The organism is Catellatospora sp. NPDC049133, from assembly GCF_040648455.1.
Classification (GTDB): domain Bacteria; phylum Actinomycetota; class Actinomycetes; order Mycobacteriales; family Micromonosporaceae; genus Catellatospora; species Catellatospora aurea.
Window position 1 is genome coordinate 1 of record NZ_JBEZDT010000009.1, and the last position, 23,390, is coordinate 23,390.

At 72.1% G+C, this 23,390-nt stretch carries 26 protein-coding genes and 1 riboswitch; of the genes, 9 read left to right on the forward strand and 17 right to left on the reverse strand.

Features of this window, described 5'->3' with window-relative positions; translation table 11 throughout:
- Nucleotides 1-84: 84 nt before the first annotated feature.
- On the reverse strand, nt 85-321 hold the full coding sequence (locus AB0B35_RS11995) for a hypothetical protein (RefSeq protein WP_361043933.1): 237 nt from the start codon (nt 319-321) through the stop codon (nt 85-87).
- A 159-nt stretch (nt 322-480) separates the two neighbouring features.
- Here AB0B35_RS11995 and AB0B35_RS12000 point away from each other — a divergent pair, with 159 nt between their 5' ends.
- On the forward strand, nt 481-1,395 hold the full coding sequence (locus tag AB0B35_RS12000; protein ID WP_361043935.1) for an NmrA family NAD(P)-binding protein: 915 nt from the start codon (nt 481-483) through the stop codon (nt 1,393-1,395).
- A gap of 24 nt (nt 1,396-1,419) precedes the next feature.
- Here the strand turns inward: AB0B35_RS12000 and AB0B35_RS12005 are convergent, their stop codons facing one another.
- From AB0B35_RS12005 to AB0B35_RS12030, 6 genes are all read right to left on the reverse strand, one after another.
- On the reverse strand, nt 1,420-1,662 hold the full coding sequence (locus tag AB0B35_RS12005; protein WP_361043938.1) for a hypothetical protein: 243 nt from the start codon (nt 1,660-1,662) through the stop codon (nt 1,420-1,422).
- Nucleotides 1,663-1,688: 26 nt separating this feature from the next.
- A complete protein-coding gene (locus tag AB0B35_RS12010; protein WP_361043940.1) occupies nt 1,689-2,615 on the reverse strand; it encodes an NAD(P)-dependent oxidoreductase in 927 nt (308 codons plus the stop codon).
- An 8-nt stretch (nt 2,616-2,623) separates the two neighbouring features.
- Nucleotides 2,624-4,162: a class I adenylate-forming enzyme family protein gene (locus tag AB0B35_RS12015; RefSeq protein WP_361043943.1), complete on the reverse strand. Its 1,539-nt coding sequence runs from the start codon at nt 4,160-4,162 to the stop codon at nt 2,624-2,626.
- A 118-nt stretch (nt 4,163-4,280) separates the two neighbouring features.
- Nucleotides 4,281-5,432, reverse strand: a complete 1,152-nt coding sequence (locus tag AB0B35_RS12020) for a cytochrome P450 (RefSeq protein WP_361043945.1) — start codon at nt 5,430-5,432, stop codon at nt 4,281-4,283.
- Complete coding sequence (locus AB0B35_RS12025; RefSeq protein ID WP_361043947.1) at nt 5,429-6,178, reverse strand: glycosyltransferase family 2 protein; 750 nt, start codon at nt 6,176-6,178, stop codon at nt 5,429-5,431. Before AB0B35_RS12025 ends, AB0B35_RS12020 begins: the two co-directional genes overlap by 4 nt.
- On the reverse strand, nt 6,178-7,179 hold the full coding sequence (locus tag AB0B35_RS12030) for a ketoacyl-ACP synthase III (RefSeq protein ID WP_361043950.1): 1,002 nt from the start codon (nt 7,177-7,179) through the stop codon (nt 6,178-6,180). Before AB0B35_RS12030 ends, AB0B35_RS12025 begins: the two co-directional genes overlap by 1 nt.
- 98 nt (nt 7,180-7,277) lie before the next feature.
- Between AB0B35_RS12030 and AB0B35_RS12035 the strand changes: the two genes are divergently transcribed.
- From AB0B35_RS12035 to AB0B35_RS12045, 3 genes are all read left to right on the forward strand, one after another.
- Nucleotides 7,278-8,450: a cytochrome P450 gene (locus AB0B35_RS12035; RefSeq protein WP_361043953.1), complete on the forward strand. Its 1,173-nt coding sequence runs from the start codon at nt 7,278-7,280 to the stop codon at nt 8,448-8,450.
- 300 nt (nt 8,451-8,750) lie between these two features.
- Complete coding sequence (locus AB0B35_RS12040; protein ID WP_361043956.1) at nt 8,751-10,517, forward strand: family 43 glycosylhydrolase; 1,767 nt, start codon at nt 8,751-8,753, stop codon at nt 10,515-10,517.
- Nucleotides 10,518-11,056: 539 nt separating this feature from the next.
- A complete protein-coding gene (locus tag AB0B35_RS12045; protein WP_203693749.1) occupies nt 11,057-11,335 on the forward strand; it encodes a DUF4193 family protein in 279 nt (92 codons plus the stop codon).
- 125 nt (nt 11,336-11,460) lie between these two features.
- Here the strand turns inward: AB0B35_RS12045 and AB0B35_RS12050 are convergent, their stop codons facing one another.
- A complete protein-coding gene (locus AB0B35_RS12050; protein WP_361043959.1) occupies nt 11,461-11,775 on the reverse strand; it encodes a proprotein convertase P-domain-containing protein in 315 nt (104 codons plus the stop codon).
- Nucleotides 11,776-11,966: 191 nt separating this feature from the next.
- Between AB0B35_RS12050 and AB0B35_RS12055 the strand changes: the two genes are divergently transcribed.
- The gene (locus AB0B35_RS12055) at nt 11,967-12,113 is read left to right on the forward strand and encodes a hypothetical protein (protein WP_361043962.1); all 147 of its coding nucleotides are present in this window, start codon (nt 11,967-11,969) and stop codon (nt 12,111-12,113) included.
- 10 nt (nt 12,114-12,123) lie between these two features.
- On the opposite strand, the gene AB0B35_RS12060 is transcribed toward AB0B35_RS12055, so the two are convergent.
- Complete coding sequence (locus tag AB0B35_RS12060; protein ID WP_361043964.1) at nt 12,124-13,113, reverse strand: hypothetical protein; 990 nt, start codon at nt 13,111-13,113, stop codon at nt 12,124-12,126.
- Between the two features lie 188 nt (nt 13,114-13,301).
- On the opposite strand from AB0B35_RS12060, the gene AB0B35_RS12065 reads away from it, so the two are divergent.
- Complete coding sequence (locus AB0B35_RS12065; protein ID WP_361043967.1) at nt 13,302-13,745, forward strand: CBS domain-containing protein; 444 nt, start codon at nt 13,302-13,304, stop codon at nt 13,743-13,745.
- Nucleotides 13,742-15,028, forward strand: coding sequence for an ArsB/NhaD family transporter (locus AB0B35_RS12070; RefSeq protein ID WP_361043969.1), 1,287 nt, complete (start codon nt 13,742-13,744; stop codon nt 15,026-15,028). The genes AB0B35_RS12065 and AB0B35_RS12070 overlap by 4 nt, the downstream gene beginning before the upstream one ends.
- 50 nt (nt 15,029-15,078) lie before the next feature.
- Here AB0B35_RS12070 and AB0B35_RS12075 read toward each other — a convergent pair whose 3' ends face one another.
- On the reverse strand, nt 15,079-16,050 hold the full coding sequence (locus tag AB0B35_RS12075) for a peptidoglycan DD-metalloendopeptidase family protein (protein WP_360540270.1): 972 nt from the start codon (nt 16,048-16,050) through the stop codon (nt 15,079-15,081).
- A 282-nt stretch (nt 16,051-16,332) separates the two neighbouring features.
- Between AB0B35_RS12075 and AB0B35_RS12080 the strand changes: the two genes are divergently transcribed.
- Complete coding sequence (locus AB0B35_RS12080) at nt 16,333-16,884, forward strand: peptidoglycan-binding protein (RefSeq protein WP_361043972.1); 552 nt, start codon at nt 16,333-16,335, stop codon at nt 16,882-16,884.
- A gap of 65 nt (nt 16,885-16,949) precedes the next feature.
- Here the strand turns inward: AB0B35_RS12080 and glyA are convergent, their stop codons facing one another.
- The 5 genes from glyA to AB0B35_RS12105 form a co-directional block, all read right to left on the reverse strand.
- Complete coding sequence (gene glyA, locus AB0B35_RS12085; RefSeq protein ID WP_361043975.1) at nt 16,950-18,221, reverse strand: serine hydroxymethyltransferase; 1,272 nt, start codon at nt 18,219-18,221, stop codon at nt 16,950-16,952.
- Nucleotides 18,218-18,601, reverse strand: coding sequence for a glycine cleavage system protein GcvH (gcvH, locus tag AB0B35_RS12090; protein WP_360540274.1), 384 nt, complete (start codon nt 18,599-18,601; stop codon nt 18,218-18,220). Before gcvH ends, glyA begins: the two co-directional genes overlap by 4 nt.
- Entirely contained in the window at nt 18,598-19,779 is a 1,182-nt protein-coding gene (gcvT, locus tag AB0B35_RS12095) for a glycine cleavage system aminomethyltransferase GcvT (protein ID WP_361043977.1), read from the reverse strand. The genes gcvH and gcvT overlap by 4 nt, the downstream gene beginning before the upstream one ends.
- A 146-nt stretch (nt 19,780-19,925) precedes the next feature.
- A riboswitch (glycine riboswitch) is annotated at nt 19,926-20,017 on the reverse strand.
- A 74-nt stretch (nt 20,018-20,091) separates the two neighbouring features.
- Entirely contained in the window at nt 20,092-20,808 is a 717-nt protein-coding gene (locus AB0B35_RS12100; protein WP_361043979.1) for a spermidine synthase, read from the reverse strand.
- 128 nt (nt 20,809-20,936) lie between these two features.
- The gene (locus AB0B35_RS12105) at nt 20,937-21,419 is read right to left on the reverse strand and encodes a DUF4259 domain-containing protein (RefSeq protein ID WP_361043981.1); all 483 of its coding nucleotides are present in this window, start codon (nt 21,417-21,419) and stop codon (nt 20,937-20,939) included.
- A gap of 166 nt (nt 21,420-21,585) precedes the next feature.
- On the opposite strand from AB0B35_RS12105, the gene AB0B35_RS12110 reads away from it, so the two are divergent.
- Nucleotides 21,586-21,906, forward strand: coding sequence for an antibiotic biosynthesis monooxygenase (locus tag AB0B35_RS12110; RefSeq protein WP_361043984.1), 321 nt, complete (start codon nt 21,586-21,588; stop codon nt 21,904-21,906).
- 71 nt (nt 21,907-21,977) lie between these two features.
- Here the strand turns inward: AB0B35_RS12110 and AB0B35_RS12115 are convergent, their stop codons facing one another.
- On the reverse strand, nt 21,978-22,568 hold the full coding sequence (locus AB0B35_RS12115; RefSeq protein ID WP_361043987.1) for a GNAT family N-acetyltransferase: 591 nt from the start codon (nt 22,566-22,568) through the stop codon (nt 21,978-21,980).
- The gene (locus AB0B35_RS12120) at nt 22,565-23,350 is read right to left on the reverse strand and encodes a GntR family transcriptional regulator (RefSeq protein WP_361043990.1); all 786 of its coding nucleotides are present in this window, start codon (nt 23,348-23,350) and stop codon (nt 22,565-22,567) included. The genes AB0B35_RS12115 and AB0B35_RS12120 overlap by 4 nt, the downstream gene beginning before the upstream one ends.
- Nucleotides 23,351-23,390 lie beyond the last annotated feature (40 nt).

Sequence of the window (23,390 nt, forward strand, 5' to 3'; positions counted from 1 at the left end):
CCCGGCGCCCTGTTATTAAATTTTTTTTGTGCCCCAAAAAAAAAAAAAGATGTAAACCGGCGCAGGCACACTTGTCCCGGCTGCTCACTCCGCGGGGTGACCGCCGTCGCCTTCGACGATGATGTCCATCTCGCCGTCCTGGGTCAGGTCGACCATGGTGATGTCGACCTGCCCGTCGCCGTTGGTGTCCGACTGGAACAGGTCGGCCTTGCCGTCGCCGTCGGTGTCGATCGCCCACAGGTCGGGCTGCCCGTCGCCGTTGGTGTCGAGCGCGAGGATCTCGTCGTGGCCGTCGCCGCGGGTCTGCACAGTCTCACTCATGCCGGCCCCGATACCCCGGCATGGCCGCGTTATGCCTGGCGGTCCTACGAGGCGGTCTCGGAAAGTTCCCGGGTATGCGGCCCCACCTTCGCGGGGGGCAAGGCGTCAAAGTCTAGGGGTGCCCGGATCGCGCACCCGGACCCGACGGCGGGGGGCGACATGATCACAGACGACAGGACCGTACTGGTGATCGGGGCGACCGGGCAGCAGGGCGGCGCGGCGGCCAGGGCTCTGCTGGCACGCGGCTGGAACGTGCGGGCCTTCGTCCGAGATCCGGGAACTCCCGCGGCTCGCGGGCTGGCGGCGGCCGGGGCCAGGCTCGTCGTGGGCGAGCTCGACGACCCGCTGTCCGTGGGCGCGGCGATGACCGGGGCGTACGGCGTCTTCCTCGCGCTGCCCATGCTGAACGGGCCTCTCGTCACCGCCGATGGCGTGGCCTCAGAGCGCCGGCGGGGCCGGTCGGAGGTCGAGCAGGCGGACCGGGCCGGGATCGGGCACCTGGTGTACAGCTCGGTGTTCGGGGCCGACAGCGGCACCGACGTCTCGTTCTACGACAGCAAGGCGGCGATCGAGGCCCGCATCCGCGAAGTGGGGGTGCCCTCGACGGTGCTGCGGCCGGTGACCTTCATGGAGACCTTCACGACGCTGACGCGCCCGGCGATCGCGGCGGGCGAGGTGATCCTGCCGCTGGCACTGCATCCGCAGACTCCCCTGCCATTGATCGCGGCTCGCGACGTCGGGGAGTTCGCGGCGATCGCGTTCGAAGACCCGTACCGCCAGCTTGGCGCGATCTTGGAGATCGCCGGGGACGTGCGCACCGGGCCGGAGATGGCGGCCGCGTTCGGTCGGGCCGCGGGCCTGCCCGGCCGATTCGCCCGGCTGCCTGCCGAGAACCTGCGCGCCTTCGACCCGGAGGTGGCCAGGATGTTCGCCTGGATCGACTCCCGACCGGCCGTGCCCAAGCCCGACGCACTGTTCGACCTGCACCCGGACCTGATGACCCTGGAGACGTGGATCGGCACGACCACCGCGTGGCGCGGCGGCCACCTGCCGTTCGGCGGCTGGGTGGCCTGACCCGGCGCCGAAGAACATGGCAGGTCAGTGGCCGCTCAAGCCGTCCCCGCCATGCACACTCGAGTCACCGAAGTTGTTGCCGGAGCCCTTCCCACGCAGGCCCGAACGCCCGAGCCGGGTGCTCTCGCGGGACGCCGCACGCACCGCCCGGCGCGCGGCCTCCATCGGCGTACGCGGCCGGCGTCGACGCGACACCACGAACACGGCAGCCACGGCGACGCACACCGGCACCGCGATGGCGATCAGCACAAGAAGCCCCCGGTCCATGACGGCACCGTAGTGGGACGGCGCAACTACCAGCCGGGCGCTCCGGTGAACGACGTCGGCTCGGGGCGGTAGCCGAGCGCCTCGCGGGCGGCGGTGATGTCCAGGGTCCGCTCGACGGCGAGATGGCTGATCGCGTACCGGGTCAGGCGTGGTGGGCGTGGGGAACGGGCCAGGCGGTAGAGCCCTTCCACGACGGTGGCCAGTGGCCACACGGCCGCGAGCGGCAGGTACACCGGTCGGGCGGTGATGGCGCGGGCGGCGAGGATGGCGCGCAACGCGTCGTCGAGGACGACGGGTGCGGCGTCGGTGACGTTGAAGACGCCCCGGTCCACTGCCCCGCAGACGGCGAGCGAGCATGCCTGTACGAGGTTGCCGATCGAGGTGAGGCTGATCGGCTGCCGCCCGTCGCCGACCGCGGGCAGCCGTCGGCCGCGCACCGCGGCCAGGACCCGGGGTAGCAGAGTGGTGTCGCCGGGTCCGTAGACGGCGTGCGGCCGCAGCACGATCGCGGGGCGGTTCGTCACAGCGGCGAGCACGACCCGCTCGGCCTGCGCCTTGGACTCGCCGTAGGCGTTGAGGTATCGGCCCGCCGGGGCCTGGTCCTCGGTCGCCATGACCGTCGGCCGCCGAGGGTCGTACACGCTGGCGGTGCTGACGTGCACGAACCGCGCGCCGGGCCAGGTGGCGAGGGCGTTGCTGGTCCCGTCGACGTTGACGGCGAAGAACTCCCGGCGCGGTCCCCAGTCGGAGACGGTGCCCGCGCAGTGCACCACCGCGTCGGCGTCGGGCGGGTCGGCCAGCGGCCCGCCGGTCAGGTCCCACTGCCGGTACGCGGCCGCGCCGAGGTGGCCGGGCGAGGGTGCGAGGCGGCGGCCGAAGCCGATGACGTCATGGCCGGCGGCGGACAGCGCGCGGCAGACCGCGCCGCCGACGAAGCCGGACGCGCCGGTCACCGCGATCCTCACCGTGTCGCCGGGTCCGGCGTGGTCACCAGGTCCCGCAGCGCCGCCCGGTCGATCTTGTATCCGCGGCCGGTGCGGGGCAGGCGCGGCAGCACGACGATGTCGTCGGGCAGCGCCTCGTGGTCGACGATCCCGGGCAGCTCGCGGCGCAGCCGGGCGGGCAACGCGGCCGCCTGGTCCGGGCGGTCGGCGACGATGGCGAGCACCACCCGCTCGTCGCCGTGTTCGGGGTCGGGCACACCGACGTACGCGGCCTCGGCGACGCCGGGCAGCGCCGATACCGCCGGTTCGTAGAGTCCCGGATAGAGGTTGAACGAGCCGCGGATGAGCATGTCCTTCTTGCGGCCGACCAGCACCAGGCGGCCGGCGGTGTCGAGGCGGGCCAGGTCGCCGGTCGGCAGCCAGGGGGACGGCGCCTCGCCGAGGTAGCCGGGGCTGCGGTTCGGCCCGGCCAGCAGCAATTCGCCGTCGTCGGCCAGCGCGGTCCGGACGCCGGGCAGGGGTGTGCCGAGCAGATCGCCGGGGTGTCCGTGCTCGACGTGGGCGATCTTGTCGGCGGCCGTGGCGACGGCGACGGGCAGCATCTCGGTCATCGCGTACACCGACAGCACCTCGGCGTGCGGGGCGGCCGCGACCGCCCGGCGCAGCACCCCGGCGGGCGCGGGTGCGGAGCCGAGCAGGATGTGCCGCAGGCCCGGCGGCAGCGGGCCCGGGTCGGTGTCGAGGACCTCGGCCAGCCGCACCGGCACGCAGTAGGTGTGGGTGGCCTGCCGCTGCCGCAGGTGCTCGCGGAACAGGGCCGCCGAGCCGGTCAGCGGCGGCAGCGACCAGCGCGCCCCGGAAGCGAGCGTGGGCAGGCCGAGCATCAGCTGGTCGGTGTGCACGACGTCGCCGGGGCCGAGCGGCACCCGCTCGCGCAGCAGCCCGAGCGCCGCCGACAGCGACGCCCCGGTGTGCACCACGGCCCGAGGGTGGGCGGTGGTGCCCGAGGTGAAGATGACCGCGGCTGGGGCGTCCGGGTCGGTAAGCGACTCCGGCTCGGCCGGCAGCGCCGTGAGCAGCTTGTTCAGCGGCAGCGCACCGGGCGGCACGCCGGGCAGCCAGCGTCCGGTGTAGACGTGGCGGGCCACGTCCAGCGCGGACAGGTTCGGTAGCAGCAGGCCGCGGCGGCGGGCGTAGGCGCGCACCGGGCCGAGCCGGCTGGCGGCGTACAGCAGCGATTCGGCGGCCGACCAGCGCGGGCGGGCGAGTCGCATACGGGCGGTGAACATCTCCGGTCCCGCGCCGGGGTCGGCGAAGATCACGCAGCCTTCGGCCGCGACGACGGCGATGGCGAGCACCAGCGACTCCGGCGACGGACGCACGGAGAACAGCACGCCGTCGCCCGGCCGCAGACCGTTGTCACGCAGACCGCGGCGCACAGACAGCACCCGCCGGCGCAGCTCGCCGTAGGTCAGCTCCCCACCGTCCCCGGCGACCAGCGCCACTGCCGACGGGGTCCGCCCCGCCTGCCCCAACACCTCCTCCACCAGGCTCATCCGCGCACCGCCGTGGCCCCGGACCTGCTCTGCAGTTTCCGGGAAACTGCAGCAATGCCAGGCCCGATTCCTGCAGTTTCCCGGAAAGTGCAGGGGCCCGCGCTTTGCGACAACGGCCTCACCGGCTCACCACCAGTTCCCGGTAGGTGGGGATCAGCACGCCCCGAGCCGCGCGGCGGCGCACGATGCGCAGGGGCGCGGCGGCCAGCACGGTCGCGGCGACCGCCCGGATCTCGGCCATGGCCAGCGGGTAGCCGATGCAGAAGTGCGGGCCCGCGCCGAACCACAGCCGCCGCAGTTCCGGCGGGTGCGGGCGGTCCAGGTCGAACGGCCCGTACGCCTGGCAGCAGTTGTGCGTCGCGAGCAGCACCCGGTCACCCGGCCGGACGGCCACGTCGCCGATCGCCGTCTCGGCGTGCACGCTGCGCAGCATCATCGGGGTCGGGGTGCTCACCCGCATCGCCTCGTCGATCGCGGGGTCGAGCAGCGCCGGATCGGCGGCGACCCGGTCGAGCTGACCGGCGTCGTGCAGCAGCGCGATCAGGCGCGGAACCAGTGTGGCGACGGTCTCGGTGCCGGTCAGGAAGAACGCGCCCGCCGCGCCGCGGGCTTCGGCCTCGGAGATGCCCAGCGCCCGCATCCGGCCCATCACGGTGGCCTCGTCGCCGGCCAGATAGGCGCGCGCCGCGACCTCGCCGACCGGTTCCAGGACCTGCCGGGCGCGGCGGGCCTGCGCCGGGGACAGGGTGCGGGTGCGCAGGGTCACCATCGACACGATCTGCTCGCCGCGGTGGAACATCTGCCGGTGGTCGTCCTCCGACCGCGACTCCAGCCCGACGACGGCGCAGATGACCGCGCCCGCCATGACCCGCATGGTGTCGACCAGGTCCACGGGTTCGCCGCGGCCGAGCCGCCCGGACAGCGCCGCCAGCGGCCCGGACAGCACCTGCGCGCACAACCGGTCGGCGTAGCCGGGGGTGAACAGTTCGGCGAGTCTGCCGCGCAGTGACCGGTGCGCGGGACCCTCCATGTTGAGCAGCACCGACGGGCCGAGGATCGGGGTCCACAGGTCGCCGGACGAGCCGGGGCCGTCCTTGCGGAACGTGTCGCCGTCCAGCAGCACCTGCCGGGCCAGGGCCGCGTCGTTGACGACGACGCCGAGGCCGGGCACCCGCACCACCGGCCCGCGCCGGGCCAGCAGCCGCAGCAGCGGGTACGCGAACGGGTGCGCGCGCCGGTAGAGCCGGCGCTCCCAGGTGCCCGGCTTCACCGGATGTCCACCCGGTCCGGGGTGTAGCGGTGGTCGGCGTACCAGGCCAGGGTGCCGATGAGGCCGTACGCGCGCAGCCGCCGGACCGACCCGTGCACCAGCACGTCGCGGCGCAGACCGTAGTCGCCGGTGAGGCGGCGCACCCGGTTGACCAGTGCCCGGTCCTCGTGGACCTCCTCGATGCGGGTACGGGGGAAGCCGCCCGCCGCCTCGTACAGCTCGGCGGTGATGGCGAGGTTGCAGCCGGGCATCATCACGTACGGGCCGACGTAGGCCGTGTCGCGGTTGCCGGGCCGGAACCGGCCGAACGTCGCCGCGATCGACACCACCGCGGGTAGCAGCCGCCGTTCCCACCAGCGCAGCGGGAACTCGTCGGCGCGGGGGCGCAGCGGGCCGCTGAGCATCCGCAGCCCGGCGTCGAACCCGCGGCGCACCGCGGCGGTCCAGCCGATCGCGGGCAGGCAGTCGGCGTCGGTGCGGGCCAGCAGCGTCGCCCCGTGGGCGATGGCGTACCGCATGCCGGTGTCGGCGGCCGCGCCGGTGCCCTTCACCGGCTCGGTGATCACGTGCAGGTCGAGGCGGTCGGCGAACCCGGCGGCGATCTCCGCGGTCGCGTCGGTGCTGCCGTTGTCGACCACGACGACCGTGAACGCGCCGTCGGTCTGCTCGGTCAGCCGGCGCAGCGTCGCCGCGATGGAGCGCTGCTCGTCGTACGCGGGGATGACGACCCAGAGGTGGTGGCCCATCACAGCTCCGCGAACAGGACGCCGAGGCTGACCCCGCCGGCCAGGCCGATCAGCGCGACCCGGTCGCCGGGGCCGCAGCGCCCGTCCTGGGTCGCGGTCGCCAGTTGCAGCGGCAGCGTGACGCTGGCGAGGTTGCCGTGCTCGGGCAGGGTGACCACGAGCCGGTCGGCCGGGATGCCCAGGGCCGCCCGCAGCTGCTCCAGGTAGGGCAGCGCGACCTGGTGCACGGCCACGACGGCGAAGTCGTCCCAGGTCAGGCCGGTGTCACCGAGCGCCTCCAGGAACAGCCTGGCTCCGTTGCGGACGAACACGTCGCGCAGCCGCCGCCCGTCGCCGCTGAAGTACGTCGCGTCGGGGTCGCGCGGGCGCATGGTGCCGCCCGCGGGCAGCGTGCCCACGTCCCAGGCGGTGGAGTCGGCGGCGAAGCGGCGGTGGAAGATCCCGCCCGAAGCGGCCGCCTCCAGCAGCATCGCCGCCCCGCCGTCGGACAGGGTGTACCCGGCGAACGCGTCGATGAACTGGGCGCGGTCGCGCACCTGCCAGCGGATCGCCCGCGACGGCACCTCGCCGGAGCAGACCAGCACGCGCCGGTGCTGGCCGGCGACGATCAGCGCCTCGGCGAGCTGGATCGCGTTGAGGAAGCTGTTGCAGGCGTTCTTCACGTCGAAGACCGGGCAGTTCGCGCCGAGCTTGGCGGCCACGATGTGCGCGGTGGCGGGTTCGATCAAGTCCTGCGACGCCGACCCGAAGACGATCAGGTCCACGTCGGAGGCGGCCAGGCCGCGCCCGGCCAGCAGCTTGTCGGCGGCGGCGACGGCCAGGTCGGAGGCCTGCACGTCGTCGGCGGCGTAGTGCCGGTGCCGGATGCCGGTCAGCCGCTCCACGATGGAGGCGTGCGGGACGAACCCGGGACTGTGCTCGGCGATGCGGCGCTCCACCTGCGCGCTGCTGACCAGCGCGGGCGGCAGGTGCGCCTCCACCCCGACGATCCTGGCTCTCATCCCACCTCCTGCACGGCCGGTGTGCTCGGTTACGAGCGGTCCGGCATGGCCTACCATCTGTGCACGGTAGTCGGAGGGCGAAAATGCTTCACGGTCCGGTGACGGAAGACGCACACGCCCGCAGGCACGAGGCGCGGCTGCTGCGGGCGGGCAACCCGGCGCTGTGGGCGCTGCTGACGGTCGGCCGCGCGCTCGGCCCGCTGGTGCGGCTGCCCCGGCTCGGCTGGGTGGTCACCGACCCGGTGCTGGCCCGGCGCATCCTCAACGATCCCGCTTTCAGCATGGTCGGCGAGGGCGGCGTCGGCGACCTCTGGGGACAGCTGTTCGGGACCGAGTTCTCGTCGTTCTTCGCCGGGGCACGCCACGCGGAGCTGCGCTCGCTGGCCCGGGACCTGTTCACCGAGGACAACGCCCGCCGGCTGGTCGACCGGGTGCAGGGACCGCACCACGCGCGGCTGCGCGCCCGGCTGGCGGCGGGCGAGGAGGTGGACCTGGCCGCGGTGGTCCGCACGACGTCGGCGTACACGGTCGCGGACCTGCTGGGCATCGCGGTGTCCGATGACGACGCGGCGCTCGCGCTGTTCGGCACCGCCGAGCGGCTCGCCGCGCTGGCCCTGGGCACTCAGGCCTCCACGGCGCTCGCGCCCGAGGTGATCGCGCGCGCGGGCGGGCTGGTCGACGCGATCACCGGCGGCGTCGAGCACGCCTACCGCACCGGCGGACCCGACACCCTGCTCGGCCGCTGCCGTGGCCTGCGCCTGGGGCTCGACCTGGCGAAGGGGCTGACGACGCTGCTGGTGATCGCGGGCACCGAGACCGGCGCGTCCTCGCTGACCCGCACCGCGGCGCTGCTGCACGACACCGGGCAGCAGCACCGGCTGTTGGCCGATCCGGCGCTGACCGCCAACGCGGTGCGCGAGGGGCTGCGGGTGACCACGCCCGCGCCGGTGATCGGGCGGCACATCGCCCGCGACACCGAGATCGCCGGGCGGCGGCTGCGCCGCGACGGCCGGGTGATGATGCTGACCTACGTGGCCGACAACAAGGCCGGGCCGTTCGACATCACGCGCGAGTATGTGCCCGAGACGCGGCAGCTGTGGTTCGGCGCGGGCCGCCACCTGTGCCTGGGAGCGGCGGTGGCCCGGGTCCAGCTGACCCGGCTGCTGGAGACGCTGACCGCCGACGGGCGGCCGTGGCAGGTGGTGTCGAGGGCTCCCGCGCGGCGGGTGCTGGTGCCGACGTACGAGTCGCTGCGCATCCGTACCACCTGATCCCGAAAGGTTTTCGCCCCGGGTGGCGTGCCGTTGCCGAAAAGGTTTTCGTAGTTCATCGTGGCACCTGTCGATGCACCCCCGTCGAGAGGAGACCACTCCCCCAGGCCGGCATCCCGCGGTGGCGGGCACACGCCACCACCGACACCCCCTGAACAGGTGAGGCACCGACCAGCCCCCGCGGTGACCGGGTAGGCACGGCTCCCCCACGGCGCGTCCCGCCGGCCGGGGAGACGGCGTGCGCCGCGGCGGCCCATGGCGGCGTCCCGCCGAGCCCGCCCCTACCCGGAGGACGCGAACATGACACGCTCCCGACTACTGTCCCTGCTCACCGTGCCCGCCATCGTGGCCGCGACGCTGTTCGTCCCGCAGCCCGCCGCCGCGATCGTCACGTTCAGCTCGACCGCCGTCAATTCCAACGGCGGCAACTGCGCGGCCCTGCCGGGCGGCGACACCGCCAACCTGGTGCAGCTCACCCAGCAGGTCTGCAACTCGGCCACGTACCAGCGGTTCACCTTCACGCCGGTGTCGGGCACCACGGACACCTACACCATCGCCACGTCGACGTCGGGCAAGTGCGTCGACGTCAACGGCGCGTCGACGGGCGACAACGCCACGATCATCCAGTGGCCGTGCCACAGCAACGCCAACCAGCGCTGGCGGCTGTCGCCGGTGACGGTCAGCGGCACCGACAAGACGTTCAACGTGATCTCGGTCGGCTCGGGCAAGTGCGTCGTGCCCAGCGGCGGCTCGTCGGCGGCCAACACCGGCCTCGTGCAGCTGCCGTGCAGCACCGCGACGAGCCGGGTGTGGCGCCTGCCGTCGTACGTGACCGACAGCACCGGCGTCACGGTCACCAACCCGGGCAGCCGCTCGACGACCGTGAACACGTCCACGTCGCTGGCGCTGCAGGCGTCCGGCGGCTCGGGCGGCTACACCTGGACGGCCAGCGGCCTGCCGGCCGGGCTGAGCATCAACTCCTCGACCGGTGTCATCAGCGGCACCCCGACGACCGTGGCGTCGTACACCGTCACCGCGACCGCGACCAGCGGCGGCGTCAGCGGCAGCACGACGTTCAGCTGGACGGTCACCTCGGGCGGTGGCACGAACACCTTCACCAACCCGATCAAGGCACAGGGCCCGGACCCGTGGCTGCAGTACTACAACGGCTACTACTACCTGGCCACGACCACCTGGAACCGCACCATCACGATGCGCCGGGCGACCACCATGCGGGGCCTGGCCACCGCCACCGACCAGGTGCTGTTCAACCTGACCAACCCCAACGGCGCGGGCACCATGTGGGCGCCGGAGTTCCACCTGCTCAACGGCCCGAACGGGCTGCGCTGGTACTTCTACTACACGGCCGGTCAGGAGCCGTACAACCTGGGCACCCAGCGCATCCACGTGCTGGAGAGCGCGGGGACGGACCCGATGGGCCCGTACAGCTTCAAGGCCGACCTGCTCGACCCGACCCAGAACAACACCTGGGAGCTCGACCCGGGCATCCTGCAGCTCAACGGCCAGCTGTACCTGCTGGGCACGTTCTACAACGGCTCGCAGCCGCTGTTCATCCGGCCGATGAGCAACCCGTGGACGGCCAGCGGCACCCGCCGCATCCTGACCACCCCCACGCTGAGCTGGGAAACGGTCGGCGGGGCGGTCGCCGAGGGCGGCGAGGTCCTGCAGCGCAACGGCAAGACGTTCATCATCTACTCGGCCAGCCACTGCTCCACCCCGGACTACAAGCTGGGCATGCTGACCTACAACGGCACCGGCGACCCGCTGCTGTCGTCGTCGTGGACCAAGTCGCCGAACCCGGTCTTCCAGCGCTCCAACGCCAACGGCGTGTACGGGCCGGGCCACAACGGCTTCTTCAAGTCGCCCGACGGCACCGAAGACTGGATCGTGTACCACGCGAACAGCTCGACCAGCGGCGGCTGCGACATGAACCGCTCCACCCGGGTCCAGAAGATCACCTGGAACGCCGACGGCACCCCTAACCTCGGCGTGCCGGTCGCGACCGGCGTCACCCTGACGGCGCCCTCGGGTGAGCCGACGTCGTGACCCGCGCCGCCCGCCGCCACCGGGCCACGGTGGCGGCGGGCGGCCACCGACAGCGCCCCGTACGGGAATGAATACGCCACTCACCAGATGACCGCGTGACCGGCGGCTAACCTCGCCGCATGTCCCCCAACCGGTCATCGTGGCCCAGATCACCCACCGTGTGACGACGCGCCGATCTTCGACGATTCCACGATCGAAGACCTAGATCACGGCTACACTCTCGCCCGCACGCGGTGGTGGCCGCGGGCGCCGGCGGGAGCGGGGATCCAGCTCGTCTCCTCCGCCTGCCGCACCCCTGTCCGGGGGGCCGCGGGACGCCGTGCACCGTTGCCACCACGCCGTTCTCGGAGCCGTCCGAGCGGTTCGCGAGGGCCGGAAAGAAGACCCTCGCAATCGCGAACCGAAACGGCGGCCCCGGCGTTGAACCTGCAACACCCCGCCGCTGCCGAGATGTGACGCGGAACAACATCGGCGGGTATGGAATAGGCACCACAGTGACGGTGTTCCAACGGTGCGTCACGAGGGGGGAGAGAAAGACCATGGCAATCACCGACTACGACACGCCCCGCACGCCCGCCGTCGAGGAAGACAGCCTCGAGGAGCTGCGCGCTCGGCGTGATGCGCCCAACGCCTCGGCGGTGGACGTCGAGGAGAGCGAGTCCTACGACCTGCCCGGCGGCGAGCAGCTCGACGAAGAGCTGACCGTGCCGGTCGTGGCCCAGCAGGCGGACGAGTTCCGCTGCACGAAGTGCTTCCTGGTCCGCCACCGCAATCAGCGGGCGGCGGCCGGCAAGGACGTGTGCCTCGAGTGCTCCTGACCTGACGCGGGCCGGTGGCGGGGCCCGGGTGCGCGAGCGTCAGCTCCGCGCGGCCCGGGTGGTCCCGCCACTGCGGGCCTGCGACAACCGGCGTCCCCACGGGGGGCAGGGACGCCGGGCTGCCGTCACAGCGCGATCGACCAGCCGTTGACGGAGCCGAAGTTCCACGACCGGGTGTCGGTGGCGCGCAGCCGCCAGGTGCCCGCGGCGGGCGAGGACACCCCGGCCGCCGTGTACGAACCGCACTGGTAGCTGGTGCACACGCCGGTGGTCGCCGCCTTGAGCGGGTACACCGCGCCGTTCGGCGCGACCAGTTCCAGGCGTAGCTCCTGGCCGCAGAAGTGCGACACGGCCACGGTCACCGCCGGCGACGTCGCGGCGCTGCCCGAAGCGGTGGAGGTCAGCGGGCTGTCCGCGGTGCCCGGGTCGGGGATGAACAAGCCGTGGACTGCCCACCCGAACGGCCGGGCGGGTGCACCGTGCCGCCGGCGGCCTCCCCCGGCTGGTGCTGCTGCTCGGGCGGCCGCCGCCGACGGTGACCTCGGGGACTTCGACCCCGCCACCTTGGATCAGGCGGTCGCGGAGGCGGCGCGGGCGCTGCTGGACCTGCTCACCGCCGTACAGCGCCACCTTGCTGACAACCGCGCTGGCCGACCACCCGACGCTGCGTACGCTGCGCCGGGCCGGACGGGCCGGGGCCCGCGCTCGCGTCGTACGCACCGCGGGTCAGCGTCGTCGCGTTCACCCGCCTGGTGTCCTGCGCTGGTCGGTGTTCTGAACCGCCCGGGTCAGCTCACCGGCTGCGAAGGTCCGGCAATCTTGTCGATGCCCCAGCCGACCACGACCCCGACCAGCAGTGCGAGCCCGGCGGTCAGGCCGTAGGTCAGCCAGCTGGGGGCGTCGGCCAGCCGCAGCGCGGTGTCGCCGAGCACCAGCAGCGCGGTGGCCAGCAGCGTGCCGGCCACGCCGCCGCGGTAGGTGAAGACGCTGACGCCGCCGAGCAGCACCGCGGCGACGGCGACGAGCTGACGGTCACCGGTGACGGCGAACGCCCCGCCGAGGTAGCCGACCAGGGCGATGCCGCTCAGCGCGGCGAGCAGTCCCGAGCCGACGAATCCGAGCACCCCGCTCGCCAGGCGCTTGCCCTGGAAACGCGGGACCTCGCCGTCGGCCCGCGGTGCGAGCAGTGCCCGCCGCAGGCCCGCGCTCTGGAACGCCGCGCCGCCGGCGAGGGATCCGATCACGAACAGCGCCGCCCAGGCCCAGATGGTCCACTCGCTGGTCGGGCCATCCCGCAGCGGGACGCCCTGCGCTTCGGACAGGCCCAGGGCGACGCTCTGGGCCACCGCCAGCCCGCCGAGGGAGACCGCCCAGGCGGGAGCCGAGGTGAGCCCGGTGATCACGCCGAGGACGAGGCAGAACAGCAGGATGGCGGCGACGGCGGTCGCCGCGGCGAGCACGCCCGGCCAGTCGGCTTCGACGAGCTTGGCGTAGACGACTCCGGCGAGCGCGGCCAGCGCCCCGACGGCGAGGTTCGGGTTGCCGGTGCGCAGCGAGAACGCGAACGCGCTGGCGAGCAGGCCGATCGAGGCGAGGTTGAGCCACAGGCCGCGGCCGAAGGCGTCCCCATCACTCTGCACGACCACCACGATCGCGGCGACGGCGACCAGCAGGAACAGGATCGCCTCCCAGCCGAGGCGGGCCAGCAGGCCGGCGGTGCGGCGGGGCCGGGGCGGCAGCGCGTCCACGGCCGTCGTGGGCGGTGCGATGATCACCATGGCCGGGCCTCCACAGACCGTCGTGAATGGACGAGGGTCCACTATAGAACGGGGCCGCACCCGTGTCACCGGCGTCGGGCGCGGTGCCGCGGACCGGGCCGCCGGTGATCGGCTAGGCTGACCCCAGGAGCGCCGGGAAGTCTGGTCGGCATCGGTATCAGCCGTCCGCCAGAACAGGAGCACCGGCCTTGCGCGCATCCGATCTCGTGGTGCCCTACCCCACCGTCACCCTGTCCACGCCCGCGCTGGACACCACCCGCATCCTGGCCGACGCCGACCTGCCCGGCCTGATCGTGGTCGACGACGCGGGCGCGCCGTTCGCCGTGCTGCCCGCCACGCAGGTGCTGCGCCTGGCGGTGCCGTCGTACTTCCAGGACGACCCGAACCTGACCCACCTGGTCGACGAGGCCGCAGCGGATGTGTTCGTCCGCGAGCTGGGCGGGCGTACGGTACGCGAGCTGCTGCCGCCGCAGCCGCACGAGCTGCCCGTGGTCGGGCCGGAGGCGACCGCGCTGGAGCTCGCCGCGCTGATGGCGCGCACCCGCAGCCCGCTGGTCGCGGTGGTGGACGGCGGCAGGCTGCTGGGCGCGGTGACGCTGCACGGGCTGCTGGACCGGGTGGTGCCGGCATGAGCACGCAGGCCTGGCTGGCCGTGGCGGTGTTCGCGGTCGCCTACGTGTTCATCGCGACCGAGTGGGTGCACCGGGTCTCGGCGGCGCTGGGCGGCGCGGTGGTGATGCTGCTGATCGGCGCGACCGACGCCGAGCACGCGTTCTTCTCCCCGGAGTCGGGCATCGACTGGAACGTGATCATGCTGCTGATCGGCATGATGCTGATCGTGGCGGTACTGCGGCGCACCGGGCTGTTCGAGTTCGTGGCGATCTGGGCGGTCAAACGCGCCCGCGGGCGGCCGTACCCGGTGATGGTCCTGCTCGTGGTCCTGACCGCGGTGGCGTCGGCGGGGCTGGACAACGTGACGACGGTGCTGCTGGTGGCCCCGGTGACGCTGTTCGTCTGCGACCGGCTCGGGCTGCCCGCGGCGCCGTTCCTGATCGCCGAGGTGATGGCGTCCAACATCGGCGGCACCGCCACGCTGATCGGCGACCCGCCCAACATCATCATCGCCAGCCGGTCCGGTCTGACGTTCAACGACTTCCTGAACGTGCTGGCCCCGGTCGTGGTCATCCTGCTGATCGTGTTCCTAGGGCTGTGCCGGTGGCTGTTTCGCGACGCGTTCCGCTCCGACAGCGCCAAGGTCGCCGCGGTGATGGCGATGCGCGAACGCGACGCGATCCGCAACCCGCGCCTGCTCGCGGTGAGCCTGGTCTTCCTGGCCGCGGTGCTGGCGGCGTTCATGCTGCACACGGTCCTGCATCTGGAGCCGGCGGTGGTCGCGATCGTGGGCGGCCTGCTGCTGCTGGCCGCGTCGCGCCTGGACCCGGACGAGATCGCCCGCGACGTCGAGTGGCACACCCTGATCTTCTTCGCCGGGCTGTTCGTCATGGTCGGCGCGCTGGTCAACACCGGGGTCATCGACACGGTGTCGGCGGCCGCCGTCGACGCGGTCGAGGGCCGGCTGTGGGGGGCGACGATGCTGCTGCTGTGGGCGTCGGCGGCGCTGTCGGCGATCGTGGACAACATCCCGTACGTCGCCACGATGAGCCCGATCGTCGCCGACCTGGTCAAGGCCGACGGCACGCCGCAGGGCAACGTGCTGTGGTGGGCTCTGGCGCTGGGCGCGGACCTGGGCGGCAACGCCACCGCGATCGGCGCGTCGGCCAACGTCGTGGTGCTCGGCATCGCCGAACGCGCGGGCAAGCCGATCTCGTTCTGGCAGTTCACGAAGTACGGCCTGATCGTCACCGTGATCACGGTGGCGATCTGTGTGCCGTACCTGTACTTCCGCTTCTTCTGAAGCCGGTGCCGGCGGAGCGCCCTCGCACGAGCGCTCCGCCGGCCGGGTGGTCAGCCGAGCGGCTGGACCGTGGCCGAGGTCAGGCTGGTGTAGAAGCAGCCGGTGGTCGGCAGGCTGGTCGCGGCGGGCGGCGTGACGCCGTCGTAGAGCGCCAGCAGGAAGTTCTGCGGGCACCGGCGGGTGCTGCCGGTGCGGATGCCGAAGTGCAGGTGCGGGCCGGTCGAGTTGCCGGTGTTGCCGGTCAGGCCGACCTGCTGGCCCGCCACGACGGTCGCCCCGTTGGCCACCGACCACGACGAGAAGTGGCAGTACGTGTACACGTTGCCGTCCGCGCCGGTCAGGTTGACGCCGCGGCCGCACGAGCTGTCGTCGATGATCACGACCGTGCCGCCGCGGACCGCGTACGCCGGGGTGCCGGTGCCGACGGGCAGGTCGATGGCCGGGTAGTCGTGGTGCGGGTCGTCGTACTCGCTGCGCGGCAGGGCGCTCTTGGCCAGCGGCAGGGAGAACGACGGGCTGCCCGTGGTGGACGTCAGCCGGATCGCGTCGGCGACGACGTAGCCGGTGCCGTTGGTCCACCGGCTCACCCCGACCACGCTGTGCGTGCCCGCGGCCAGGTTGAACGTGCCGAGGCTGACCCAGCGTCCGCCGTTGGACCGCTGGTCGACCACGATCGTCTGGTTGCCGCCGCTGGTCGCGACGACGAATGGGGTGGCGTTGTTGTAGCCGGCGTCGGCCGGGTACCAGACCTCGACCGTGTGCGGGCCGGCCGCGGCGATCGTGGCGGTGAACCAGGCCGCGTCGCTGGCCGTGGTGTTCGGGGTGGCGAAGCGGTAGTCGGCGCCGTAGCGCTGCGCGGACCAGGTCGAGGTGCCCCAGTTGGCGCTGGCGGTGAAGCCGCCCGCGGTGGCGTTGTCCACGATGGTCGTCGCCGCCGACGCGGGCGCGGCGGGGCCGAGCACGACGAGGGTGGCGGTGGCGAGCCCGGCGACAGCGGAGCGCAGGGCGAGGGGAAGTCTCACTAATTCTCCGTCAGGGGGTGTCGAGGAACGAGAGTGAAACTATTCAACCAACATCACCGCGCTAACGAAAGACTTCTACATCGATCGCCTTGAGCACGCGCTCTCAGTGCTTCGCGTGCACATTTCGGTCCACACCGAATGTCGGTGACTTCACCGCGCCGCACGTGCACGATGACGGCAGGCGCGGCGATCGACGGATCTCGCTGCCACGCGACGCCGGCGCATCCCGTCCACACGGGCGGTGCCCCCGGCGTGCGCGAAATTCGGGGAAGGAAAAGCACTGTGAGCAGACTCAAGCGCACGCTGGCTGTCGTGACGGCGCTGGCGGCTTCGCTGGGTGGCGTCGTCGCCACCGGCAGCCCCGCCGCCGCCGCGATGCCGTACTGCAACAACGTCTCCGGCGTGTACGACACCTCCAGCCACCTGACGCGTTATCCGACCTATCAGGCCGGCTCGGAGAAGCCGTCGGTGGCGTGCAACATGGGCTACTACAACGAGAACGGCAGCGAGCAGGAGCGGGACGCGATCCGCTCGGTGCAGTGGGACCTCGTCCGGTGCTACGGGGAGTACCTCGGGCCGAACGGGATCGACGGCGAGTACGGGTGGTACACGCGCGAGGCCGTCAAGCGCGTCCAGCAGCGGCTCAACGACGACCTGGGAGCGGGACTGACGAAGGACGGCTGGGCGGGACCGAACACCAGGCGCTGGATGAACCACGTGAACGTCGAAGAGAACGACTGCTTCGGCGTCAAGGACCGGCAGCCGGTGGTGCCCGGTTCAACCCCAGGCGACTACTGGTCGCAGTGGTGGGACATCGGCACGCCGTACCTGTGATGGCGTGGCGTGGTGCGGCGAGCAGGACTCGGCCGCACCACGCCGTCATGGCACCCGGCCCGCGGTCAGAGCGCCGGATACAGCGGATACGTGGCGGTCAGCGCGGCCACCCTGACGCGTAGCGCCATCGCGACGGCCTCGTCGAAGGACGGCAGCAGCGCCTGCGCGACGATGTCAGCGACCTCGGCGAAGTCCTCCTCGGCGAACCCGCGGGCGGCCAGCGCGGCCGTGCCGATGCGCAGCCCGGAGGTGACCATCGGCGGGCGGGGGTCGCCGGGCACCGCGTTGCGGTTGACCGTGATGCCGATCCCGTGCAGCCGGTCCTCGGCCTGCCGCCCGTCCAGCTCCGACGCCCGCAGGTCCACCAGCACCAGGTGCACGTCCGTGCCACCGGTCAGCACTGACACCCCGGCCGCCGCCACGTCCGGCGCGGACAGCCGCTGGGCCAGCACGCGCGCGCCGTCGAGGGTCCGTCGCTGCCGCTGCGCGAACTCCGCGCTCGCCGCCATCTTGAAACCGACCGCCTTAGCCGCGATGACGTGCTCCAGCGGGCCACCCTGCTGGCCCGGGAACACCGCGCTGTTCACCTTCTTGGCGACGTCCTCCTGGTCGGTGAGCACCACTCCCCCTCGCGGCCCGCCCAGCGTCTTGTGGGTCGTGGTGGTGACGACGTCGGCAAAGGGCACCGGGTTCGGGTGCAGGCCCGCCGCGACCAGCCCGGCGAAGTGCGCCATGTCCACCATCAGCCGCGCGCCCACCAGGTCGGCGATCTTGCGGAAGGCGGCGAAGTCCAGCTGCCGGGGGTACGCCGACCAGCCCGCGATGATCAGCGCGGGCCGGTGTTCGAGCGCCAGCCGTTCCACCTCGGCGAGGTCGACCAGGCCGTCCTCGGCGGACACGTGATAAGCCACCGCGTGGTACAGCCGGCCCGAGAAGTTGATCCGCATGCCGTGGGTGAGGTGCCCGCCGTGCGCCAGGTCCAGGCCGAGGATCGTGTCGCCGGGCTGGATCAGCGCCATCATCGCCGCCGCGTTGGCCTGCGCGCCCGAGTGCGGCTGCACGTTGGCGTAGCCCGCCCCGAACAGCGCCTTAACGCGGTCGATCGCCAGCTGCTCCACCACGTCGACGTGCTCGCAGCCGCCGTAGTAGCGCCGCCCCGGATAACCCTCGGCGTACTTGTTGGTCAGCACCGAACCCTGCGCCTGCAGCACGGCCAGCGGCGCGAAGTTCTCGCTCGCGATCATCTCCAGGGTGTCGCGCTGGCGGCCCAGCTCGGCGCGCAGCGCCGCGTGCACCTCGGGGTCGAACTCCGCCAGCGGGGCGTCCAGGGTGGTCACCGGCTGGCCTCCGCCCCGATCAGCGCGGCGTACCCGGCCGCGTCGAGCAGCTCAGGCTCCCCGGTCAGGCGCAGCCGGAACAGCCAGCCCTGCCCGTACGGATCGGAGTTGACCAGCGACGGGTCGTCGGCGACCGCTGGGTTCACCTCGACGATCTCGCCGTCGGCGGGGGCGTACAGCTCGCTGACCGACTTCGTGGACTCGACCTCCCCGCACGGCTCGCCCGCCGTCACGGACGTGCCGACGGCGGGCAGCTCCAGGTAGACGATGTCGCCCAGGGCCTCACCGGCGAACGCGGTGATACCGACCGCGGGCACATCCTCCTCGGACAGCCACTCGTGGTCGCGGGTGTAGCGCAGGTTCTCGGGGACGGTGTTCACGCGTGGCCTCCAGCGGGGCGGCGGTAGAAGGGCAGGTCGACGACGGTGACGGTGTCGCGGCTGCCGCGGATGTCGACGGCGAGCACCGTGCCGACGGCGGCCCGGTCGGCAGGCACGTACGCCATGCCGATCGGGCGGCCCAGCGTCGGCGACGGCGCGCCGCTGGTCACGGTGCCGATCCGGACGCCGGTGTCCGGGTCGAGCACGTCATAGCCGGCCCGGGGTGCGCGGCGCCCGGCGGGCAGCAGGCCCACCAGCAGCTCGGCCGGGCCGGCCTCGGCACGGGCGACCAGCGCGTCGCGGCCGACGAACGGCTTGTCGAGCACGACGACACGGCCCAGCCCCGCTTCGAACGGGGTGCGCCCGGCGGTCAGTTCGTGGCCGTACAGCGGCATGCCCGCCTCCAGCCGCAGCGTGTCCCGGCAGGCCAGCCCCGCCGGGACCAGGCCGTGCCCGGCTCCGGCCGCGGTGAGCGCGGCCCAGACGGCGGCCGCGTCGCCGGGCGCGCAGTAGACCTCGAAGCCGTCCTCGCCGGTGTAGCCGGTTCGGGCCAGCAGCACCGGCGTTCCGGCGAGCACCGCCGGGTCGATGGCGTAGTAGCGCAGCGCGTCCACGTCGGCGGTGGTGGTCACGGCGCGAAGGATGTCGGCCGAGCGCGGTCCCTGCACGGCGAGCAGCGCCCAGTCGGCGGACACATCGCGGACCAGCGCCTGGAACCCGGTGGCGCGTTCGCCCAGCGCGGCCGATACGACGGAGGTGTTGGCGGCGTTGGCGACGACCAGGTAGCGCTGCTCCTCCAGGCGGTACACGATGAGGTCGTCGAGCACGCCGCCGTCGGGGGCGCAGAGCATGGTGTAGCGGGCGCGGCCGACGCCGACGGCGGACAGGCGGCCGACCATGGCGTGGTCGAGCATGGCTGCCGCGCCGGGGCCGGTGACCTCGATCTCGCCCATGTGGCTCAGGTCGAACAGGGCGGCGGCCTGGCGGACGGCGTGGTGCTCGGCGGTCTCGCTGCCGTAACGCAGCGGCATGGTCCAGCCGGCGAACTCGGTCAGCACGGCACCGAGCCCGCGGTGCACGTCGTGCAGGGCGGTCTGCCTGGGGGAAGGTTGATCATGCCCAGCCTGGTCCCGTTCGGGACTGGGGTGGGCAGCGGTCGGCGACGCGACGGCGCTCACGGGAGGCTCCCTGGTCCGGGTGCCGCACAGGCGGCACCGGTGGTGGATGGCCTCCCCCTCTGTCATCACTGCCTGAGAGCTTCACCGCGAATCGCGGCTTGCACCGTGGGCGCAGGACTGTTTCATCCTGACTTTCCAGAGTTCGCCTCGCCACGGCGGTACGTGGGCCTGAGAGATTCCGGGGAGAAGTTGCTCCTTCGGCGGCCCGGTCGCGCCGGGCCTCTCCCGCCGTGGTTCAGTCGGCGAGGTATTCAGTTGTCCGCCGTACCGTAGACGCCGCTCTGGAACGCCGTCAACCGCGGCCGGGGCGGGTCAGCGGCGCTTGGCGACGTAGACGGTGTTGGTCGACTCGCGGTCTTGCAGCGGGTTGGGGAAGCTGACGACGTCGGCGCGTACGTCTTGGAACACCCCGGCGAGGCGGGCGGTGAACTGGTCGTCGGGCGGGTCGTTGGACCAGAGCGTGAACACGCCGCCAGGGTGCAGGTGCTCGGCCAGCCGGCGCAGGCCTGCGGGCTCGTAGAAGCTCGCGTGGCTCGGGTGGAGCAGGTGACTGGGCGAGTGGTCGATGTCGACGACGATCGCGTGGAAGCGGCGGCCGGGGCGGTGCGGGTCGAGGCCGTCCGGGGACGCGCAGCGGGCGAAGAAGTCGCCTTCGGACAGGCGGCAGCGCGGGTCGCTGGAAAGGGTCGTGCCGGCGGGGATGAGGCCCTGCTCGTGCCAGGCGATGACGTCGGACAGCGCGTCGATGACCAGCAGCGAGTTCACCCGGTCGTCGGCGAGCACGGTCAGGGCGGTGTAGCCGAGGCCGAGGCCGCCGACGGCCACGTCGAAGCCGGTGCCGTCGAGTTCGGCGAGCGCCAGTTCGGCGACGGCCTCCTCGGCGACGGTGAACAGGCTGGACATGAGGAAGTCGTCGTCGAGTTTGACCTCGTAGACGTCGGTCTTGAACATCGGGTCCCAGCGGCGGCGCAGGCTGATCACGCCCATCGGCGTCTGCCGCCAGCCGAGTTCCTCCAGCCGTGCTCCCATGCCGCCTCCGTTCCGGCGGCGCCGCACTCGGGTCGGGCCGGACCGTCAGGTTAACCGACGGGTCGACGGCTGCCGGGAGCGACGCGCCAGCCGCCGATCCCGTTGCTCTCCAAGATCTGCACCTGACGTCAGGGTTGCCCACCCGCCGCACGTTCGAGCACGGCGACGACGAGCGCCACCCTCTCGATTGCCTCGTCTCGGTCGGCTTCCAGCATCCAGACGCTGCGCCACTCGCTGTCCGCCCCGGTCACATGGAGGACCGCGGCGATCGCTTGCCCGATCAACCCGGCTTCAGGCGACCGCAGCAGCGCCGGGGTCCATTCCTCCTCGGCGTTGCCCTCGTCGGCGGGGTCGAAATCTCCGAAACCGTCGTCGTCACCCGCCGGGTGTCGGCTGATCGATACGAGTCCGCCGGGTAGCGCCAAGGCTATGAGCGCCGCGGCAGCGACAACTTCGTGGGCCAAGGGCGGATTGTCGGCAACCGAAGCCAGCCCTTCTCTGAACACGTCTCCGAGCAGGTCGGACTTCCCGAGGTCGTCGAGTTCGGCGAGCTCCTCCAACAGGTCCAGGGCCCGATCGTTCCCGAACGGTGCGGCGCTCCAGGCTCCCATGAGCAAGAATCTCCCATGCTCTTGGCCCTACCGGAAACCCCGGAGGTCTCGGCGATCATGTCACTGCGCGGACGGCAGATGCTTGCCGTGGAGATCGGTGCCGAGCGTCGGGAATTCCCACCGTGGCTGCCCGCACAATCAGTGCGGCACGTTCAGATGATGGACTTTGGAGGTCGCATTGCTCGCATTGGTAGTGCGGTTCGACATCCGTGACGAGGAGTCGGCGGTACGGTTCGATGAGCTGACAGAGCGGGCGGTGGAGCAAATCCAGGCGAAGGAGCCGGGCACGCTGCTGTACGCGACGCACAAGGTGGTCGGTGAGCCGCTGGCCCGAGTGTTCTACGAGGTTTACGCCGACGACGCGGCGTTTCAGGCACACGAGACAGCCGAACACGTGACCGCATTCCACGCTGCGAAGAACCCGTTGCTGGTGTCGCACCGGGTCGAGTTCTTGTCTCCGGCCGCGACCAAGGGTCTGTCAGTGTGAACGTCCATGATTGGGCCGTGGGCCATCCAGCCCTGGTAGAGCCATCGCATGTGACGTGCCCAGGTGATCGGCTACCGGAAGCGGTCGAGTAGCGTACCCAGTTCTTGTTGGTCTTCTTCGAATCGGGTGCCGTGGTATGGCTGCGCGGGGCGCTGGAAGCATGCACCAGAGGCACGGGTATGGACGGTGCGGACGTGGTCGAATCCGAGGGCGTCATAGTAGGCGTGCAGTTGCGTGTTGGTGGTCCAGGCGTCAAGGCGTAGCCAGAGGACACCGGCGTCGAAGGCTCGTCCCGACGCCCAGTCGAGCAGTTCAGAGCCAAGGCCGGTGCCTGAGCGCTCTAGGGGCACCATGATCTTCGACGCGTACAGAGCATTCGTGGGGTCGTCGGCCGGGTGCCAGAGGGTGTCGGCGTCGGGAGCGCGGTCTGACTTCCACAGCCCGTCCAGGTCGGTGTAGGCGGTCAGGGTTATCGATGCTGCCGGCACGTCGCGGTCGTAGGCCAGCCAGGTCTGCCCGGCCTGCACCGCAGCGGCCACAGCCCACCGCGGCCACGGGGTCTGCCACTGTGCGTGGCCGCGTGTGGCCAGCCAGGCGGCGCGTTGGGTGCGCCAGTCGAGGATGGTGTCGATGTCGGACGTCCGTGCCCGCCGGATGATCATCGACGGTGCCTGGTGATGGTGTCGATGTCGCCGTGTGCGGAGACGAGTCGGACCTTGTCTGCGGCGAAGGTCGCGGTGGATATGCGCAATGGCCCGTCGGCGGTGTAGCCAGTGAGAACGTTGTGCAGGACGGGCGTGCCGGCCGCGACGGGAATCTGCAGTAGTGCGGCTTCGATCGGGGTTGGCATGCGGGCGCTCGTGGTGGTCAGCGCGGCGACCTGGTGGTAACCGCGTTCGGCCAGCAACCGCGTCGTCCCCTGGGCGATGTTGTGCGGGCTGAACAGTTCCGGGACCTTCTCGCACAACCACTGCGGGTACCAGGAGTCCTGGATCGAGTGCGGCACGCCGTCGACTGACCGCAGGCACCGGCGCACGGCTGCGGAGCTGCCGGTGGCGACGTGCAGCAAGGTCGCGTAGTCGGCGGGCATCGGTTCGACGCGGGTGGAGAACTCCTGGCTGGGTTCGTGGCCCTGCTCGCGGACGGTACGGAAGAACAGGTCGGCCTCGGACGTGGTGCTCATGGGCTGGTCGTCCCGCCAGGCGTAGGCCTCGATCATCACGCGCTCGCGCACGAAGACTCCGCCGCCACGGCCTGGACGGCGTTCGACGAGACCGGCGGCCTGGAGCACGTCGGTGGCGTCACGCACGGTCGGGCGGGACACGCCGTACGCGGACTGGAGTTCTTCCTCGGTGGGCAGTTTCGCGCCGGGCGGCAGCGCGCCGTCGTCGATCTGGCGGCGCAGTTGCTCGGCGATGCGCTGGTACTTCGGTTGTCCCGGCACGTCGGCTCACTCTCCCACGGAAACGTCCTAACCAATCTAG

Bases quoted from the DNA above. Each gene is read 5' to 3' on its own strand.
- AB0B35_RS11995 (WP_361043933.1), bottom strand. From the start codon at position 321: ATGAGTGAGACTGTGCAGACCCGCGGCGACGGCCACGACGAGATCCTC.
- AB0B35_RS12000 (WP_361043935.1), top strand. From the start codon at position 481: ATGATCACAGACGACAGGACCGTACTGGTGATCGGGGCGACCGGGCAG.
- AB0B35_RS12005 (WP_361043938.1), bottom strand. From the start codon at position 1,662: ATGGACCGGGGGCTTCTTGTGCTGATCGCCATCGCGGTGCCGGTGTGC.
- AB0B35_RS12015 (WP_361043943.1), bottom strand. From the start codon at position 4,162: ATGAGCCTGGTGGAGGAGGTGTTGGGGCAGGCGGGGCGGACCCCGTCG.
- AB0B35_RS12025 (WP_361043947.1), bottom strand. From the start codon at position 6,178: ATGGGCCACCACCTCTGGGTCGTCATCCCCGCGTACGACGAGCAGCGC.
- AB0B35_RS12030 (WP_361043950.1), bottom strand. From the start codon at position 7,179: ATGAGAGCCAGGATCGTCGGGGTGGAGGCGCACCTGCCGCCCGCGCTG.
- AB0B35_RS12040 (WP_361043956.1), top strand. From the start codon at position 8,751: ATGACACGCTCCCGACTACTGTCCCTGCTCACCGTGCCCGCCATCGTG.
- AB0B35_RS12045 (WP_203693749.1), top strand. From the start codon at position 11,057: ATGGCAATCACCGACTACGACACGCCCCGCACGCCCGCCGTCGAGGAA.
- AB0B35_RS12060 (WP_361043964.1), bottom strand. From the start codon at position 13,113: ATGGTGATCATCGCACCGCCCACGACGGCCGTGGACGCGCTGCCGCCC.
- AB0B35_RS12070 (WP_361043969.1), top strand. From the start codon at position 13,742: ATGAGCACGCAGGCCTGGCTGGCCGTGGCGGTGTTCGCGGTCGCCTAC.
- AB0B35_RS12100 (WP_361043979.1), bottom strand. From the start codon at position 20,808: ATGGGAGCACGGCTGGAGGAACTCGGCTGGCGGCAGACGCCGATGGGC.
- AB0B35_RS12105 (WP_361043981.1), bottom strand. From the start codon at position 21,419: ATGGGAGCCTGGAGCGCCGCACCGTTCGGGAACGATCGGGCCCTGGAC.
- AB0B35_RS12115 (WP_361043987.1), bottom strand. From the start codon at position 22,568: ATGATCATCCGGCGGGCACGGACGTCCGACATCGACACCATCCTCGAC.